11 protein-coding genes are annotated in these 17,131 nt (G+C 68.8%); 4 read left to right on the top strand and 7 right to left on the bottom strand.

The annotated features are described in order from the left end of the window. Positions 1–4: 4 nt before the first annotated feature. The 3 genes from ligA to G554_RS0113090 form a co-directional block, all read right to left on the bottom strand. Entirely contained in the window at positions 5–2,233 is a 2,229-nt protein-coding gene (gene ligA / locus G554_RS0113100) for an NAD-dependent DNA ligase LigA (protein ID WP_027588252.1), read from the bottom strand. A gap of 42 nt (positions 2,234–2,275) precedes the next feature. Next, positions 2,276–2,893 (bottom strand): pyroglutamyl-peptidase I, encoded by a 618-nt coding sequence (locus G554_RS0113095; RefSeq protein WP_027588251.1) that lies wholly within the window; start codon positions 2,891–2,893, stop codon positions 2,276–2,278. A gap of 121 nt (positions 2,894–3,014) precedes the next feature. Next, positions 3,015–3,617, bottom strand: coding sequence for a mycothiol-dependent nitroreductase Rv2466c family protein (locus tag G554_RS0113090; RefSeq protein WP_027588250.1), 603 nt, complete (start codon positions 3,615–3,617; stop codon positions 3,015–3,017). 191 nt (positions 3,618–3,808) lie between these two features. On the opposite strand from G554_RS0113090, the gene pepN reads away from it, so the two are divergent. Continuing rightward, entirely contained in the window at positions 3,809–6,415 is a 2,607-nt protein-coding gene (pepN, locus tag G554_RS0113085) for an aminopeptidase N (protein ID WP_027588249.1), read from the top strand. Positions 6,416–6,428: 13 nt separating this feature from the next. Here the strand turns inward: pepN and G554_RS17965 are convergent, their stop codons facing one another. After that, positions 6,429–6,677 (bottom strand): hypothetical protein, encoded by a 249-nt coding sequence (locus tag G554_RS17965; protein ID WP_154654288.1) that lies wholly within the window; start codon positions 6,675–6,677, stop codon positions 6,429–6,431. Between the two features lie 121 nt (positions 6,678–6,798). Here G554_RS17965 and gndA point away from each other — a divergent pair, with 121 nt between their 5' ends. Next, entirely contained in the window at positions 6,799–8,250 is a 1,452-nt protein-coding gene (gene gndA, locus G554_RS0113075) for an NADP-dependent phosphogluconate dehydrogenase (protein WP_027588248.1), read from the top strand. A 56-nt stretch (positions 8,251–8,306) separates the two neighbouring features. Here the strand turns inward: gndA and G554_RS0113070 are convergent, their stop codons facing one another. The 3 genes from G554_RS0113070 to G554_RS0113060 form a co-directional block, all read right to left on the bottom strand. Beyond that, a complete protein-coding gene (locus G554_RS0113070; protein ID WP_051233172.1) occupies positions 8,307–9,104 on the bottom strand; it encodes an acyl-CoA thioesterase in 798 nt (265 codons plus the stop codon). A gap of 59 nt (positions 9,105–9,163) precedes the next feature. Then, positions 9,164–11,083 carry an AMP-dependent synthetase/ligase gene (locus G554_RS0113065; protein WP_036925772.1) on the bottom strand — a complete coding sequence of 640 codons (1,920 nt, stop codon included), beginning with the start codon at positions 11,081–11,083 and terminating at the stop codon, positions 9,164–9,166. Positions 11,084–11,174: 91 nt separating this feature from the next. After that, on the bottom strand, positions 11,175–13,118 hold the full coding sequence (locus tag G554_RS0113060; RefSeq protein ID WP_245570062.1) for an AMP-dependent synthetase/ligase: 1,944 nt from the start codon (positions 13,116–13,118) through the stop codon (positions 11,175–11,177). 199 nt (positions 13,119–13,317) lie between these two features. Between G554_RS0113060 and G554_RS0113055 the strand changes: the two genes are divergently transcribed. Beyond that, the gene (locus G554_RS0113055; RefSeq protein ID WP_027588244.1) at positions 13,318–13,809 is read left to right on the top strand and encodes a MarR family winged helix-turn-helix transcriptional regulator; all 492 of its coding nucleotides are present in this window, start codon (positions 13,318–13,320) and stop codon (positions 13,807–13,809) included. 155 nt (positions 13,810–13,964) lie between these two features. Then, the gene (locus tag G554_RS0113050; protein WP_245570061.1) at positions 13,965–16,973 is read left to right on the top strand and encodes an FAD-binding and (Fe-S)-binding domain-containing protein; all 3,009 of its coding nucleotides are present in this window, start codon (positions 13,965–13,967) and stop codon (positions 16,971–16,973) included. Positions 16,974–17,131: the final 158 nt, after the last annotated feature.

Genomic DNA, 17,131 nt, shown 5'->3' with positions numbered 1-17,131 from the left:
GCTCTCACCCGACGGTCGGCACTCCCTGGGGGCCGTTGTCCAGCAGGTACCTGAACCCGGCCTCGTCGAGGATCGGGCGTCCCAGGTCGCGTGCCCTGGTCTCCTTCGACCCCGCGTTGGCACCGACCACCACGTAGTCAGTCTTCCTGGACACCGACCCGGCCGCCTTGCCTCCCCGGGACGTGATCGCCTCCTTGGCCTCGTCACGGCTGAATCCCTCAAGGCTGCCGGTGACCACCACGGTCAGGCCCTGCAGGGTCGCCGCCGGGAGCTCGGAGATGTCGTCGGCCATCCGCACCCCGGCGGCGGCCCAGCGTGTCACGATCTCCTGATGCCAGTCGATGCCGAACCAGTCGACCACCGACTCGGCGATCACCGCCCCCACCCCCTCGGTCCGCGCCAGGTCCTCGACCGAGGCGGAACGGATCGCATCCATCGAGGTGAACCGGGCGGCCAGCGCGCGGGCCGCGGTCGGCCCGACATGGCGGATCGACAGCGCCACCAGGACCCGCCACAGCGGCTGACTGCGCGCCTTGACCAGTTCATCGAACATCTTGCGAGTGGTGGCGGTCGGCACCGAGGGCTTCCTGGCGGTCGGCCTGGTCCAGAAGTAGGGTTCACGGACCCATGGACCCGGCTCCCCCTTGATCTTGGGTTGCCGCCAGACCTGGACATCTCGCAGGTCCTCGGCGGTCAGGTCGAACAGCCCCGCCTCACTGGCCAGTACCGGGGTGGCCGGTTCGGGCATCTCCCCTGCCACCAGATCCGGATCGGGCCGGGCGTTCTCCGGATCGGTCAGAGCGATCGCGGCCTCCCAGCCCAACGCCTCGATATCCAGCCCGGATCGGGAGGCCAGTGCGAACACCCGCTCGCGCAACTGTGAGGGACAACCCTTGGCATTGGGGCAGCGCAGGTCCTTGTCCCCCTCCTTCTCGTATCCCAGCGGCGCGCCGCAGGAGGGGCACTCGACCGGCATCACGAACTCCTTCTCGGTGCCGTCACGCAGCTCCACGACCGGTCCGAGGATCTCCGGGATGACGTCGCCGGCCTTGCGCAGCACCACGGTGTCGCCGATCAGCACTCCCTTGCGCTTGACCTCGAAGGCGTTGTGCAGGGTGGCCATCTCCACCGTGGAACCGGCCACTGTCACCGGCTCCATCACCCCGTAGGGGGTCACCCGCCCGGTGCGACCCACGTTGACGCGGATGTCGAGCAGTCTGGTGTTGACCTCCTCGGGCGGGTACTTGAAGGCGATCGCCCAGCGGGGCGCCCGCGAGGTGGCCCCCAGGGCCCGCTGCACCTGGACATCGTCCATCTTGACGACGATCCCGTCGATCTGGTGGGCGGCCTCGTCACGGTGCTCCCCCCAGTGCTGGACATAGTCGAGCACCTGGTCGGGAGTGTCGAGCAGCTGGTAGTAGGGCGAGACCGGCAGCCCCCACTCGGCCAGCTTCTGGTAGGAGTGGCCCTGGCTGGGGAAGTCGTACCCCTCCACCCGGCCGAGCCCGTGGCAGATCATCGACAGCGGCCGGTCGGCGGTGATCCGGGGGTCCTTCTGCCGTAGCGATCCGGCTGCCGCGTTGCGCGGATTGGCGAACGGCGGCTTGCCGATCTCCACCAGGTGGGCGTTGAGGTCGGCGAAGTCGGCGACCGGGAAGAACACCTCCCCGCGCACCTCCAGCAGTTCGGGAACATCTGCGCCGGTGAGCTGCTGAGGGATCGCCCCGATGGTCCGGACATTGCCGGTGACGTCCTCCCCCACCCGACCGTCGCCCCTGGTGGCACCGCTGTCCAGGTGTCCGTTGCGGTAGACCAGATCCAGCGCCAGGCCGTCGATCTTCAGTTCACAGAGCAGCTGGCAGGGTTCGCTGATGCCGGCAGCCTCGGCCCCCGCGCGGGCCCGGGCGATCCACTCGGTGAGCTCTTCCAGGGTGAAGACGTTGTCGAGGCTCAGCAGTCTCTCGAGATGGGTCACCGGGGCGAAGTCCGTGACCTTCTGCGATGCCCCGACCCGCTGGGTGGGCGAGTCGGGGGTGCGCAGCTGGGGGTGATCGGCCTCCAGCTTCTGGAGGTCGCGCATCAGATGGTCGTACTCGGCATCCGAGATGGTGGGTGCATCAGCCCCGTAGTAGGCCTCCTGGGCTGCCAGGATCCGTTCGGCCAGCTCGGTCCAGGCATGCCTGAGGTCGGCCTCGGATGTGCTCGCCTCGACGGGAGTGTCCTCATTCGCCATGGTCCCCATCCTTGCGCATCACGGTGACACTTCCGGGAGCTCTCAGACCTGCAGCGACTCCAGGGTGGTCTCCAGCAGGATGCCCAACCCCTGGGCCGCCAGTTGGGAGCTCATGGTGGGCAGGTCTGGGTCGACCACCTGTTCGGGAGCCTGCGGCAGGTGGCAGAACCCCCCGGTCAGCCTGCCTGCCGAAGCCTCCACCAGACCGCCGATGGTGTACATCACGTGATTGCACACGTAGCTGCCCGCGGACAGGGAGACCCGCGCCGGGATCCCGGCGCCTCGCATCCGCTCCACAGCCTGGTAGATGGGCAGGCCGGTGAACCGGGCCGCCGGGCCGCCGGGCTCGATGTACTCCTGCCTGGGCTGGGCCCCGGCGTTGTCGGGGATGGCCGCGTCATCCCAGTTGATCCCGACCAGCTCCGGTGTGAGGTGGGTGCGTCCTGCCGCCTCGCCGACGCCGATCAGCACGTCCGGATGGACGCTCCGGACCGCCCGGCGCAGCGCCGGACCGCAGCCCTGGAAGGTCACCGGAAGGCATCGGATGACCAGCTCGGCCCGACCCTGCCAGGTCTGGGCCAGCAAGCTGACCGCCAGCCAGGAGGAGTTCAGGCTCCGCCGGCCGAAGGGCTCGAACCCCGTCATCAGCACTGTGCTCATGGTCTCCTCCCACCCCCGGGGCAGACCGTCGACTCGACTCCCGGTCCGTGTCGTCGGAGGCCCACCGCGATCCCAACGGGCCCGCCGCCGTTCCTGCTACCCCAGCGGGACACCTGCCGGCTCAGTCGAACCTCGGCCCGATCGTCCTGGTGCGCTTGAGCTCGAAGAAGCCGGGGTAGGCGACCATCTTGAGGAAGCCGTCGAACAGATCCCCGGCCTGCTCCCCCTTCGGCGCCGGGGAGATCACCGGGCCGAACAGGGCCATCCCGTTGACGTGCAGCACCGGGGTGCCGACCTCCTGGCCGACGGGGTCCATCCCCTGGTGGTGGGAGGCGCGCATCGCCTCGTCGAACTCCGCGGTGGTCGCGCGGGCAGCGATCCCGGTGTCATAGCCGCACTCGGCCAGGGCGGCCTCCACGGTGGCCTGTTCCCGGGGCTCCCTGGCCAGGTGGTAGCGGGTTCCCAGGGCGGTGTAGAAGGGCCGTACCGCCTCCTGACCATAGGTCTCGACGACGCCGGTGGCCGCCCGGGCGCCGATCCAGGCCCGGTCCATCTCGGCGCGGTAGTCGGCCGGCAGGTCGCGGCCCTCATTGAGTACCGCAAGACTCATCACGTGGAAGACGGTGTGGACGTCACGGACCTTCTCCACCTCCAGCATCCATCGCGAGGTCATCCATGCCCACGGACATGCCGGGTCGAACCAGAAATCAACTGTCGTCGTCATGGTCCCAGTCAACTCGCCGTCAGCGGCGGTCCACAATTCAATGGCGACTTACGTACGGTTTTCGCCCCGCGCGCATTCCGGCAATGTGTGACTGGCCGGTGTCCGGATGGATAGAGTCAGCTCTGACAGCACTCCGACCAGCGCCGGGGCACTGCGGAGGTAGCACTGCGAATGCAGAACAGGGAGATGCAATGAATCCGGTGAACATCACCAGGGAAGAAGCACAGATCCGGTCGACTGTGATCAGCACGATCGGTTACCGGGTGGTGGTCGATCTGTCCGGCCGTGACCCGCAGGGAAACCCTCTGGCCGATCCCACCGGCACCTTCGTCTCCTCCTCGACGATTGCCTTCACCAGCAATGGCGAGCCGACCCACGCCGACCTCATTGCCGAGGGGGTCTACGCCGCAGAGCTCGACGGCGTCCCGCTAGACCCGGCGGCATTCCATGATCACCGTTATCCCATCGAGGCCCCGGCAGGAGAGCATCGGCTGACCATCGTCGCGCTGTGCCGCTACTCCCATTCCGGTGAGGGACTGCACCGGTTCGTCGACCCGGCCGACAACCGGACCTACCTCTACAGCCAGTTCGAGATCGCCGATGCCCGCCGGGTCTACGCCGACTTCGAGCAGCCAGACCAGAAGGGCACCTTCCAGCTCGAGGTGATCGCTCCCAGCGGCTGGACGGTGATCTCCAACTCCGGTGAGGTGACGGTCAGCGACGGACCCTACGACGACGTGTCCACCTGGCAGTTCGGGGCCACGCCACGGATCTCCACCTATCTCACCGCCCTGGTCGCCGGCGACTACCACGTCGACGAGGGCACCGTCCGCACCCGCGCCGGGGCCGATATCCAGGCCAACATCCTGTGTCGCCAGTCGATGGTGCAGTTCCTGGACGCCGAGCGGATCCGCACCACCACCCAGCGCGGTTTCGAGGTCTACGAGGCCGAGTTCGGCCACCCCTACCCCTTCGGCAAGTACGACCAGTCCTTCGTGCCCGAGTTCAACGCCGGGGCGATGGAGAACGTCGGCTGCGTCACCCACCGCGATGACTACCTGTTCCGCTCCAAGGTGACCGCCGCGGCCTACGACTCCCGGGACAACACCATCCTCCACGAGTTGGCGCACATGTGGTTCGGCGACCTGGTGACGATGACCTGGTGGGACGACCTGTGGCTCAACGAGTCCTTCGCCGAGTGGGCCTCCCACCACTGCCAGGAGAAGATCGTGGCCCGTTACGGCGGCGTCAACCCCTGGGTGTCCTTCGCCAACCAGCGCAAGACCTGGGGCTACACCCAGGACCAGCTGCCCACCACCCACCCGATCGCCGCCGACATGGTCGACCTGGCGACCGTCGAGCAGAACTTCGACGGGATCACCTACGCCAAGGGGGCCTCCACCCTCAAGCAGCTGGTGGCCTTCGTCGGCGAGGAGGCCTTCCTGGCCGGCGTACGCGCCTACCTGGCCGAGCACGCCTTCGGGAATGCCCAGCTGTCGGACCTGCTGGATCAGCTCCAGAAGTCCAGTGGACGCGACCTGTCGGACTTCACCGCCAGCTGGCTGCGCACTCCCGGCGTCAACACCGTGCGCCCGGACTTCGACCTGGACGGGAACGGGAACTTCACCCGGTTCGACGTCGTGCAGTCCGCCTCGGCGCAGTTCCCGACGCTGCGCACCCATCGGCTGGGTATCGGCATCTACTCGCTGACCGACTCCGGGCTGGTGCGCACCGATGGTCTGGAGGTCGACATCCACGGCGAGCGCACTCCGATCGCCGCCCTCGCCGGTCACCCGCGCGGGGACCTCATCCTGCTCAATGACGCCGATCTGACCTACGCCAAGGTCCGTCTCGACGAGGCCAGTCTGGCCACCCTCACCGCTCACATCGACCAGCTCGCCGACCCGCTGGCCCGGGCGCTGTGCTGGGGTGCGGCCTGGGACATGTGCCGTGACGCCGAGCTGGCCGCCCAGGACTACGTCGCCCTGGTGTCCTCCGGGCTGCCCTCCGAGCAGGACCTCACCGCCGTGCAGTCCCTGATCCGCCAGGCCAGTGCCGCCACCCTGAGCTACACCGCACCGCGGCTGCGCGAGGGTGTCCGCGCCGATCTGGTGGCCACCCTGGCCGGTCTGCTCAAGCAGGCCGAACCCGGATCCGACCATCAGCTGGCCCTCACCAACGGGCTCGTCGCGGTGATCGGTGCTGCCGGCGTCACCCTGCTGAAGGGCTGGCTGGCCGGCGAGGAGGTTCCCGAGGGCCTGGAGGTCGATCAGGATCTGCGCTGGCGGATCGTCTCGGCACTGGCCCGGCTGGGTGCCGCCGACGCCGATCTGATCGCCGCCGAGAGGGACCGCGACAACACCAGCTCGGGTGCCGAGCAGGCTGCCGGGGCTCTGGCCGCACTACCCACCCCGCAGGCCAAGGAGGCCGCCTGGGCGCGCGCCACCGAGGAGGCCGGGGTCCCCAACGAGACCTACCGGTCGATCGTCAGCCACTTCGCCAACCCCGACCAGGAGGAGGTGCTCAAGCCCTTCGCGGCCAGGTACCTCCAGCTCTGCGAGGCGATCGACGCCGGCGAGGGGCAGTGGTCGGCGGCCGGCCATGCCCAGATCCAGAACGCCCTGCTGTGGCTGTTCCCCAGTGAGGTGGCCGATCGTGAATGGCTCGACGAGCTGTCGGCCTGGATGAACTCGCGCACGCTGTCCAGCACGGTGCGCCGGGTGCTGCTGGAGCGGGCCGACGCCGCCGAGCGAGCGCTGCGGTGCCAGGCGAGGAGCGCCCGGGCCGCCACCCGGTGAGCGGCGCCGGGAGTCAGGACTGAATCTGCGGGGTGCTCGGCTCGACGTCATCGTCGTCGCTGAGCCCGGCAGCGACCTCGCCGGCCCGGCGCTGGCGCAACAGACCAGGGGTCCAGGCGATGATGCTGAACAGCGCGAGCACCAGGATCGGGCCCACCACGCACAGCAGGATCAGGTGCAGGGGGCTGAAGGACTCGGTGGGCCAGCCGGGCATCACCTTCAGCGGCACCAGGACATTCATCAACACCAGGGCTGTGCTCATGGTCCACAGGCTAGACCAGCCGCGAGCCCGGCGCGGTGTCATCGGGTCGACAACCGGCCAGCGAGCACCCATTGCGCCGGGGCTGACAGAATGAGGATGAGCAATCTCTCAGGAGGAATAGATGTCGCAGACCAGCACACAGGCCGCACAGGCCGACGTGGGAGTCATCGGGATGGCCGTGATGGGATCCAACCTGGCGCGCAACATGGCGCACAAGGGATTCCGGGTCGCGCTGTACAACCGCACCGATGCCCGCACCGACCGGGTCATCGCCGACCACGGTCACGAGGGCACCTTCCTTCCCTTCCACCAGCTGTCGGACTTCGTGGCCTCGCTGAGCCGCCCGCGCCGGATCGTCATGATGGTCAAGGCCGGCGGGCCGACCGACGCGGTGATCGACGAGGTGGTACCGCTGCTGGAGCCCGGCGACATCCTGGTCGATGGTGGAAACTCCTTCTTCAAGGACACCAGACGCCGTGAGGCCGCGCTGCGCCCGACCGGCATCCACTACGTCGGCACCGGTATCTCCGGCGGCGAGGTCGGGGCCCTGGAGGGACCCTCGATCATGCCCGGCGGATCCAAGGAGTCCTACCAGGCCATCGGCCCGGTGCTGGAGAAGATCTCGGCCCATGTCGACGGCGAGCCGTGCTGCGCATGGATGGGCACCGATGGCGCCGGTCACTTCGTCAAGATGGTTCACAACGGCATCGAGTACGCCGACATGCAGTTCATCGGCGAGGCCCACGCCCTGCTGCGCGGCGTCGGGCTGACCAATGCCGAGGCCGCCGAGGTCTTCGCCAGCTGGAACACCGGCGACCTCGACTCCTACCTCATCGAGATCACCTCCCGGGTGCTGGCCACCAAGGATCCCCGGGACTCCTCACGCGACCTGATCGACGTCATCGTCGACGCCGCCGGGATGAAGGGCACCGGCACCTGGACCGTGCAGTCCGCCCTGGACCTGGGGGTCGACGTCTCCACCATCGGTGAGGCGGTCTTCTCCCGGGCGGTCTCCAGCGCAGCTGCGCTGCGCGCCGCCGGCCAACAGGCCCTGGAGGGCCCCGACGGGAGCATCTCGGTCGATGACCGGCAGAGCTTCCTCGACGACGTGCGGGCCGCGCTGTGGAGCTCCAAGGTCGTCGCCTACTCCCAGGGCCTCGACGAGATCCGCACCGCGGCCGCCGAGTACGGCTGGGATGTCGACATGGCCAAGGTCGCCTCGATCTGGCGCGACGGCTGCATCATCCGGGCGCGACTGCTGCAGCGCATCCACGACGAGTACGCCGCCCATGACCTCACCACACTGCTCGAGGCACCCTCGGTGAAGGCCGAGCTGGCCGACTCGCAGGGCGCTTGGCGGCGGGTGGTCGCCAGGGCCGCCGAGGCCGGGGTTCCGGTGCCCGGGTTCGCCGCCGCCCTGAGCTACTACGACCAGGTGCGCGCACCGCGGCTCAACGCGGCCCTCACCCAGGGGCTGCGCGACCTGTTCGGCGCTCACACCTACCAGCGCATCGACGACGAGGGCCCATGGCATGTGCTGTGGAGCGGTGACGGCTCCGAGGTCAGGGGCTGACCGACGCCGATCCCTGACGGGACCCTCCGGCTCTGCTGAGGGCCGGAGGGCCGGGGTCAGCCGGCCAGGTGTGTCTCCAGGACACTGCGGATGGTGTCGTCGATCGGCACGGCCGAACCGCTGACCCGGTCGACGCAGACCAGCACGGTGGCCGCCTCCACCGCGGTGCCCTCATCGGTGGGGATGGCCGCGGCCAGGGTCACCGAGGTGCGCCCCACCCGAGTGAGCGCGGTGTGCACCTGACAGTGCCCGATCTCCGGGTGCACCTGGCGGCGGTAGGCGATGTCCTGACGGGCGACCACCCAGTTGCGTTCCCCGGCCCGCCGCATCGCCGGCGTCCAGCTGGTGGTGGCCTCGATCCTGGCCTCCTGCAGGTAGTCGGCCAGGGACACATTGTTGACGTGGCCGTAGCGGTCGACGTCCGACCAGCGAACCAGGACATCGACGACATCGCCGGTCTCGCCGACGTCACGCAGCTCCAGGTCGACCCACTGGGTGGGTGCGGCCGCCATCGCCTCGAAGGTGGCATGCTCGGCCGGTCTCAGGCGCGCCGGTCGGGAGTTCTCGAAGTCGAAGGGGCACACCCAGCCACGAGCCCGCGCGACATCGACGCCGTGATGGCGAGCCCGGTACTCCAGCAGCACCCGGGCGATCCCCAGTCTGGAGCACCACACCTCGACATCCAGCGGATGCCCGTCGACGGTGAACGGCGCCAGGAACTCGACATCCTGGGTGACCACCACGACGCCGGTGCCGAACAACTCCTCGACCGGAGTGCCGGTCAGTGCCTGGGTTCGCGCCTCCTGGACCAGGTTGGAGATGGCGACGTTGTTGACATGGCCCTGGAAGTCCATGTCCGACCAGCGCAGCGGCAGCTGGACAGTGACCGGCCCGGAGGGCAGGCCCCGCTCGCTCAACGGGGGCTGTCCTGACGCGATGCGGTCTGTTCATCGGCATAGAGGGCCTCGATCTCGGCCTTGTAGCCGTTGCGCACCTGGTCGCGGCGGACCTTCTGGCTCTCTGTGACCATGCCGTGCTGGTCGTCCAGCTCATGATCGAGGATGGTGAACCGTTTGACGGTCTCCCAACGGTCCAGCCGCTCATTGGCCCGGTCGACGTAGCGCTGGATGGACTTGCGGATCTCGGGGAGCTGGGTCAGCTGCTCGTAGGTCTCCCCGGCGTGACCGTGGTTCTCGCCCCATTTCATGAGCGCCTCACGATCCAGCGTGAGCAGCGCCACCGCGTACTTGTGACCCTCCCCCAGCACCACTGCCTGGGCGAGATAGGGGCAGTTGGCCATCAGGGTGGTCTCCACCTTCTGGGGGGCGATGTACTTGCCTCCCGAGGTCTTGATGAGATCGCGCTTGCGCTCGGTGACGACCAGGTAGTCCATCTCGTCGAAGTGGCCGATGTCGCCGGTGTGGTACCAGCCGTCGGCGAAGGTCTCGGCGGTCTGCTCGGGCATCTCGTGGTAGCCGCGGGCGATGATGGGCCCGCGCACCATCACCTCACCGTCGTCCGCCAGCTTGGCCTCGCACCCTGGGCAGACCGGCCCGACGGTGCCGAACCGGGGGCCGAACCGGCCCTCCTTCGGGACGTTGAAGAAGGCGATGGCGCTGGTCTCGGTGGCGCCGTAGCCCTCGACCACCGGGATCCCGGCGGCGAAGAACCAGCGCTGGACCTGGGGGGACAGCTTCGCCCCGCCGCAGACCATCATCCGGATCCGCCCGCCCATCGTCTTCTTCAGTTTCGAGAAGACCAGCTTCTCGGCGAGCAGCTGCTTGGCGGCCAGCATCCTGGGGATCGGCCTGCCCTCCAGCCGGTAGGGGGCGGTCTGCGAGCCGACGTTGAAGGCCCAGGCCGAGATCCTGCGGGCCACACCGTGGGTGGTGATGACCTTCGCCCGCACCTTCTCGAAGATTCGCGGCACCCCGCACATGAAGGTGGGATGCACCTCTCCCATCCCGGTCACGATCCGGTCGACCCGGCCGTCGACGGCCGAGGCGAAGCCGATCGTCATCTGCACCGCGATCAGGCACTTGCCGAAGACGTGGGCCAACGGCAGCCACAGATACTGCAGATCCCCGGGCTCCAGCGGATCCCAGGACTCCATCGCCACGCCCATGTAGGTCCAGGAACGGTGGGTCAGCTCCACCCCCTTGGGTTTGCCGGTGGTCCCCGAGGTGAAGATCAGGGTGGCCAGGTTGTCGGGTCCGGTGGCGTCGATGACCCGCTGGACGGCCCCGGGGTCGGTCCTGCGCGCAGCGTGGCCGCTCTCCGCAAGATCCGACAGCGCGATCACCCGCGAGTCCTCGGCCACCAGCCGGCGTTGCGAACCGGGAGCGCCCTGGATGAGTCTGTCGTCGTCGATCAGGATGATGTGGCTCACCAGATCATCGAGGCCCTCGGTGTCGACCACCTTGGCGGCCTGGGCGCTGTTCTGGGCGACGTAGATCCGCGACTCGGAGCTGGTGAGGATGTACTCCACGTCCTCGGGCTGGGAGTTGCCGTAGACGGTGGTGGTGGCCCCTCCGGCGCATCCAATCCCCAGATCGGTGAGGATCCACCAGATGGTGGTGTCGGCGCAGATCGCCACCCTCTCCTCGGGCTTGAGCCCCAGCTTCAGCAGACCGGCTGCGATGTCGTGGGCCTTGTCCTGGACCTGCGACCAGGTGAGCGGGGTCCAGTTCTCGGGCCCGCTGGGCTTGTTCTCCGGGTACAGGAAGGCGATCCGGTCCGGGGTCTGATCGACCCGTCGCCGAAGCATGTCTCCGAGGTTGCGGGCGCTCTTGGCCAGCAGCTCCTCACGAACCGCCAGCGTGTCGGTCGTCATTACTGGAACCCTCCTGCGGGTTGTTCTCGAGTTGATCTCGGGTCGATCAGACATGACACAACCGGCCAGGCCCTCTCAGGCCCCGGGACCCTTATGCCTGGGGAACTCCGTTGTCCTCGTACAAGGACTCCCACAGGTCACGATAGCGGTTGGCGACCTCACCTCGCCGCACCTTCATGCTGGTCGTCACCAGTCCCTCCTCGTCATCGAGGTCATGGTCGAGGATGGCGAACCTCTTGACCGTCTCCCAGCGGTCCAGGTGGGCATTGGCGCGATCCACGCAGCCCTGGATGGTCGAGCGCAGTTCGGGCAGCCGGGACAGTTCGGCGTAGCTCATCGCTGCCCTGCCACGACGTCGCCCCCACAGCGACAACTTGTCGGGGTCCAGGGTCAGCAGCGCCACTGCATACTTGTGGCCCTCCCCCAGCGCGACGGCCTGGGACAGATAGGGGCAGTTGGCCATCAGCGCCGCCTCCACCTTCTGGGGGGCGATGTACTTGCCCCCCGAGGTCTTGAACAGGTCGCGCTTGCGGTCGGTGATATGGAGGCAGCCGTCGGCACCGAACTCTCCGATGTCACCGGTGTGGAACCATCCGTCGACGAAGGCCTGCGAGGTCTGCTCGGGCAGGTTGTGGTAGCCGCGGGCCACGATCGGCCCGCTCACCAGCACCTCGCCGTCGTCGGCCAGCCTGGCCTGACATCCCGGACAGACCGGCCCGACGGTTCCGAAGCGAATCGTCGAGGGGTCGGAGAAGAAGGCCACCGCGCACAGCTCGGTGGAGCCGTATCCCTCCACGATCGGGATCCCGGCCGAGTAGAACCACTCCTGGACCTGGGGTGAGAGTTTCGCCCCTCCTGAGATCATGAACCGCACCCCGCCGAGCTTGCGCCGCAGGGTCAAGAAGACCAGCCGGTCGGCCATTCGGTAGCGGGCTGCCAGGCCGGCGGGCATCCGGCGTCCTGCCAACCGGTAGGGGCGCGAGTCGCGGCCCACCGCGAATGCCCAGTGCGAGATCCGGCTGGTGATCCGGCCACGACGTGACGCTGTCATGACGCCCGCCCGGATCTTCTCGAAGATTCTGGGTACCCCGCACATCACGGTGGGGCGCACCTCCCCGATCGAGCGGACCAGCCGAGGGATGCGTCCCTCGACGGCCTGGGCGATGCCGATCTGGATGCAGATCGCCAGCAGGCACTTGCCGAAGGCATGGGACAGCGGCAGCCACAGCAGGTGCACATCGCCGGGGCCCAGGAAGTTCTGGTGCTGCCAGGCCGCTCCCATGTAGGTCCACGACCGGTGCTCGATCTCGACGCCCTTCGGGGTGCCGGTGGTGCCGGAGGTGTAGATCACGGTGGCCAGGTCGGTGGGTGCGATGGAGTCGATGGTGTGACGCACCAGCATCGGTTCGGCGGACAGCCGGCGCCGCCCGGCCGCCACCAGATCGGCCATCGTCATCACCCGCGGGTCGACGGTGCCGATGCGGGTACCGGGTGTCTGGTCATCAAGGGATTCGCCGACGGTGCTGTCGTGGCCCTCGGTCGGGCTGTCCCTGGATCCCTCACCGCCGGCCGGCTGCGCGGCGTCGAAGGTGATGATGCGCCGAATCCGATCGTCGAGCTCGGGCCGGGAGACGATCTTGTCGACCTGGGCGGCGGTCTCGACGAAGACGATCCGCGAGTCGGAGTCGGTGAGGATGTAGCTGGTGTCCTCGGCGTTGGTATTGGGGTAGATGGTGGTGGTCGCCCCGCCGGCACAGGAGATCCCCATGTCGGCGATGATCCACTCGGTGCGGGTCCCCGACATGATCGCCACCCGCTGCTCACGAGCCAGGCCGAGCTCGATGAGCCCGGCGGCGACCGCATGGGCCTGACGCCGGAACTCGGCGAAGGTGATCGGGAGCCATTCATTGGGCTGATCGTCGGGCCCTCGTGGCACCAGCAGGGCTACCCGGTCCGGATGGGCATCGGCCTGCCGGTCGAGCAGCGCGCCGAAGTTGGGCGCCGAGGCGTCGACCTGGTCCTGCTGAAGACTCACCGGCCTGCCACCTCTCCTGGACATCTGGTGGAGGGCGGACCGATGGCTCGGCGGCGCGCCCCGACAGATGTCCTCGACTCTAGGGTGGGCCCGGCTGGGTGGACCCGACAACCGGAGCCGCACCGGTGTTGGACACAGTGACCAATCGCCGAGCGGGGGACCTGGCCAGGGACCAGCACCGTCCGATTACCATGCAGCCATGGCCGAAGACGACGCCGGGAGCCCGGCCAGCGCAGACTCCACCCGGTGGCTCGACGCCGGCCAGCAGCAGATCTGGCGGGACTGGCTGGAGGCCACCAGCCGGCTCGACCAGTACCTGGACGCCGACCTGAGAGACCGCGGCCTGGATCTCGGCGAGTACGAGATCCTGGCCCATCTGTCGGAGGCCCCCGGCCGAAGGCTACGGATGGGGGCCCTGGCCGAGCTGGTCCACCACTCCCGATCGCGACTGACCCACACCGTCACCCGGATGGAGAGGCAGGGCCTGGTCGAGCGCATCGCCGCCAGCCACGACAGGCGAGGGGTGATCGCCCATCTCACCGACAGTGGCTATGTCTTGGTGGTGCAGACCGCACCTCACCATGTGACCGCGGTACGCAAGGTGTTCATCGATGCCATCGACGCCGCTGATCTGGTCGTCCTGGGCAGGGTGCTGCGCGCCATCCGGCACGCTGTCGCCGAGCAGTCCTGAGGAAGGCTCCTGACTGGGGCGGCGTCCCTGGGATCGGACGGCGTCCTGGGCCCACGGCATCGCGTCGCAACTGCGGACCTCCGCGCGGGCGGTACCCGGTCCCAGCCCCCGGAAGCCCGGCCGGGGCTCACCGGCGTCGTGCCAGACTGAACGGTATGTCCGCTCTGAGCATGACCGTCGACAACCACTCCACCGCAGCACCGGACTCCGATCTGCTGGCCGACTTCGTCTCGGCGCTGGGCAGCATCGACTCCGGGGCACCCGAGTGTCTGGACTCCTCGACGCTGGCGCGGGCGCTGTACTCCAGTGATGCGTCGATCTACCGGGTCGTACCGCAGGTGGTGGCCCGGCCCAGGTCTGTGGAGGAGACTGCCGCCCTGGTCCGGGCGGCCGCCACGGTCGGCCTGCCGGTCACCACCCGCGGAGCGGGCACCAGCTGCGCCGGAAATGCCATCGGCGAGGGACTGGTCATCGACCTGGCCCGCCACCTCCACACGATCCACAGCCTCGATCCCCAGACACGCACCGCGGTGGTGGATCCCGGCGTCATCCAGGCGGCCCTGCAGGACGCCGGCCGGCCGCACGGACTGCGGTTCGGACCCGACCCGTCGACCTCGACGCGGTGCACCATCGGCGGGATGATCGGAAACAACGCCTGCGGGCCCCGGGCACTGGGCTACGGGTGCACCTGCGACAACGTCGTCTCGCTGGATCTGCTCACCGCCGCCGGCGACATCCTCACGGTGACCCCCGGATCCAGCTCCGATCCGCGGCTGGCCCGGCTCAAAGCACTGGCCGATGCCAACCTCGGTGTCATCCGCACCGAGTTCGGCACCTTCTCCCGGCAGGTCTCCGGCTACCAGATGGAACACCTGGCCCCCGAGCACGGGTTCAACCTCCCGGCCTTCTTCTGCGGCACCGAGGGGACGCTGGGAATCGTCACCCGGGCCACCGTCAAGCTGGTCGCCGACCCGCCCGTCGGCGTCACGGTGGCGCTGGGATACCCCTCGATGGCCGAGGCGGCCGACGCCGTCACCGCACTGCTGCCGTTCGCTCCGGTGGCCTGCGAGGGGATGGACCGGCGCATCGTCGACGTCGTCGCCCGGGCCAAGGGAGCCGATGCGGTCCCGGACCTGCCGCGCGGGGATGGCTGGATGTTCCTCGATGTGCGAGGCGACGATCCCACCGAGGTGGCCGATCGCGCCCGGAGGATGACCGCCGCGTCCGGGGCTCTGGACGCCCGAGTGGTCACCGACCCCGGTGAGGCCGCCGCGCTGTGGCAGATCCGCTCCGACGGCGCAGGCCTGGCCGGTGTCAGCCTGGAGCGACTGGCCTGGGCCGGCTGGGAGGACGCCGCCGTGCCGCCGGCCGATCTGGGCTCCTATCTACGCGATTTCGAGGAGCTGCTGGCAGCCCACGGCCTGCACGGGCTGCCCTACGGACACTTCGGCGAGGGATGCGTGCACTGCCGCATCGACTACCCGCTGGACGCCGACGACGGCCCCGAGCAGTACCGCTCCTTCGTCGCCGACGCCGCCGCCCTGGTGGCCCGCCACGGCGGATCGGCCTCCGGGGAGCACGGCGACGGGCGGGCACGCTCGGCCCTGCTGCCGGCGATGTACTCCCCCGAGGCGATCTCGCTGTTCGGCCAGGTCAAGGGGATCCTGGATCCCGACAATCTGCTCAACCCGGGGGTGCTGGTCAATCCGAGACCGGTGGAGGCCGACATCAGGGTCTATCAAGCGCGCAACTCGCCGCTGACGCTGAGCCATCCGGGGTTCGCCCACGACGTCCACCAGTGCACAGGGGTCGGCAAGTGCGTCGCCGAGAACTCTCCGCACGGCGGTGTGATGTGCCCCTCCTATCAGGCCAGCCACGACGAGAAGGACTCCACCCGTGGCCGGGCGAAGGTCCTCCAGGAGATGGTCAACGGGACCCTGGTGCATGGCTGGGACTCCCCCGAGGTGACCCAGGCGTTGGATCTGTGCCTGGCCTGCAAGGGGTGCGCCCGGGACTGCCCGACCGGCATCGACATGGCCTCCTACCGCTCCCGGGTGCTGTTCGAGAAGTACCACCGCCGATTCCGTCCCCGCTCCCATTACGTGATGGGCTGGCTGCCCCGCTGGGAGAGGTTCCTGACGGCGGTGCCCTTCCTGGCCTCGATCACCAATGCGGCCCTTCGGGTGCCCGGGATCAAGCATCTGGGACGTTGGGTGGCAGGGGTCGACCAGCGCCGCCCGTTGCCGACCTTCCGGCCCGGCGGACCAGCCCGCAAGAGCCTTCCGGCCGCCCATTCGACGACCGCGGCGGCCGCGATCGAGGCCGGCCGGATGGTCGACGGCGGGCGTGCCACCGCCCACCCGCAGCCGTCCGTCCCCCAGCGACCGGCCGAACCGGGAGCAGGGACTCAGATCGATGAGCATGGCCGGCCCGCAGTGCTGCCGGATGTGCGGCACGGCCGGGTGGTGATCTGGGTGGACTCCTTCTCCGACATGCTGGGCGACTGCGACCTGTCGGCCGTGGTCGCGGTGCTGGCCGACGCCGGCTACCAGCCCGAGGTGCTCACCGACGATGTGTGCTGCGGACTGACGTGGATCACCACCGGTCAGCTGGACGGGGCTGCCAAGAAGATCCGCAAGGCCCTGGATGTGCTGGCTCCGCTGGCCGAGGCCGGGATCCCGGTGGTCGGCCTGGAACCCTCCTGCACCACGGTGTGGCGCACCGACGCACTGCAGTTGGTGGGAGACGACCCGCGCACAGCTGTGGTCGCCAAGAATGTCCACACCATGGCTGAGATGCTGGAGGCCGCCGGGTGGCAGCCGCCGAGCCTGGCAGGCCATGTGGTCGTCGCCCAGCCGCACTGCCACCACGCCTCGATCCTCGGCTTCGAACCCGACCAGCGTCTGCTGGAGGCATCGGGGGCACGGGTGAGGACGGTCGGCGGGTGCTGCGGTTACGCCGGGAACTTCGGGGTGGAGGTGGGCCACTACGAGACCTCGGTGGCGGTCTTCGAGCACGATCTGCTGCCGGCCATCGAGGCTGCCGGGCCCTCGGCGATCATCCTGGCCGACGGCTTCTCCTGCCGACGCCAGACCTCGGATCTGACGGGACGCCGCGCCATCACTCTCGCTGAGCTGTTCGCCTCACACCTCCAGCACAGCTGAACCTCACATGTGCCGGATCCGCTGAGCTGTTCGTCTCCCACGTCCACCTCCCAGGTACCCGACCCGACCAACGGTTCGTCTCCCACCTCCAGCACAGCTGAACCAGGCAGGTACCCGACCCGACCAACGGTCCGCCTCGCAGCCGGTGCCCCCTGCTC

It is taken from the genome of Acidipropionibacterium thoenii DSM 20276 (genome assembly GCF_000423445.1).
Classification (GTDB): Bacteria; Actinomycetota; Actinomycetes; order Propionibacteriales; family Propionibacteriaceae; genus Acidipropionibacterium; species Acidipropionibacterium thoenii.
This window is presented reverse-complemented; position numbering and strand designations above follow the sequence as displayed.

What these genes read in the sequence shown, in the direction of transcription:
- ligA (WP_027588252.1), bottom strand. Translation starts at nt 2,233, where the DNA reads ATGGCGAATGAGGACACTCCCGTCGAGGCGAGCACATCCGAGGCCGAC.
- G554_RS0113095 (WP_027588251.1), bottom strand. Translation starts at nt 2,893, where the DNA reads ATGAGCACAGTGCTGATGACGGGGTTCGAGCCCTTCGGCCGGCGGAGC.
- G554_RS0113090 (WP_027588250.1), bottom strand. Translation starts at nt 3,617, where the DNA reads ATGACGACGACAGTTGATTTCTGGTTCGACCCGGCATGTCCGTGGGCA.
- pepN (WP_027588249.1), top strand. Translation starts at nt 3,809, where the DNA reads ATGAATCCGGTGAACATCACCAGGGAAGAAGCACAGATCCGGTCGACT.
- G554_RS17965 (WP_154654288.1), bottom strand. Translation starts at nt 6,677, where the DNA reads ATGAGCACAGCCCTGGTGTTGATGAATGTCCTGGTGCCGCTGAAGGTG.
- gndA (WP_027588248.1), top strand. Translation starts at nt 6,799, where the DNA reads ATGTCGCAGACCAGCACACAGGCCGCACAGGCCGACGTGGGAGTCATC.
- G554_RS0113070 (WP_051233172.1), bottom strand. Translation starts at nt 9,104, where the DNA reads ATGGACTTCCAGGGCCATGTCAACAACGTCGCCATCTCCAACCTGGTC.
- G554_RS0113065 (WP_036925772.1), bottom strand. Translation starts at nt 11,083, where the DNA reads ATGACGACCGACACGCTGGCGGTTCGTGAGGAGCTGCTGGCCAAGAGC.
- G554_RS0113055 (WP_027588244.1), top strand. Translation starts at nt 13,318, where the DNA reads ATGGCCGAAGACGACGCCGGGAGCCCGGCCAGCGCAGACTCCACCCGG.
- G554_RS0113050 (WP_245570061.1), top strand. Translation starts at nt 13,965, where the DNA reads ATGTCCGCTCTGAGCATGACCGTCGACAACCACTCCACCGCAGCACCG.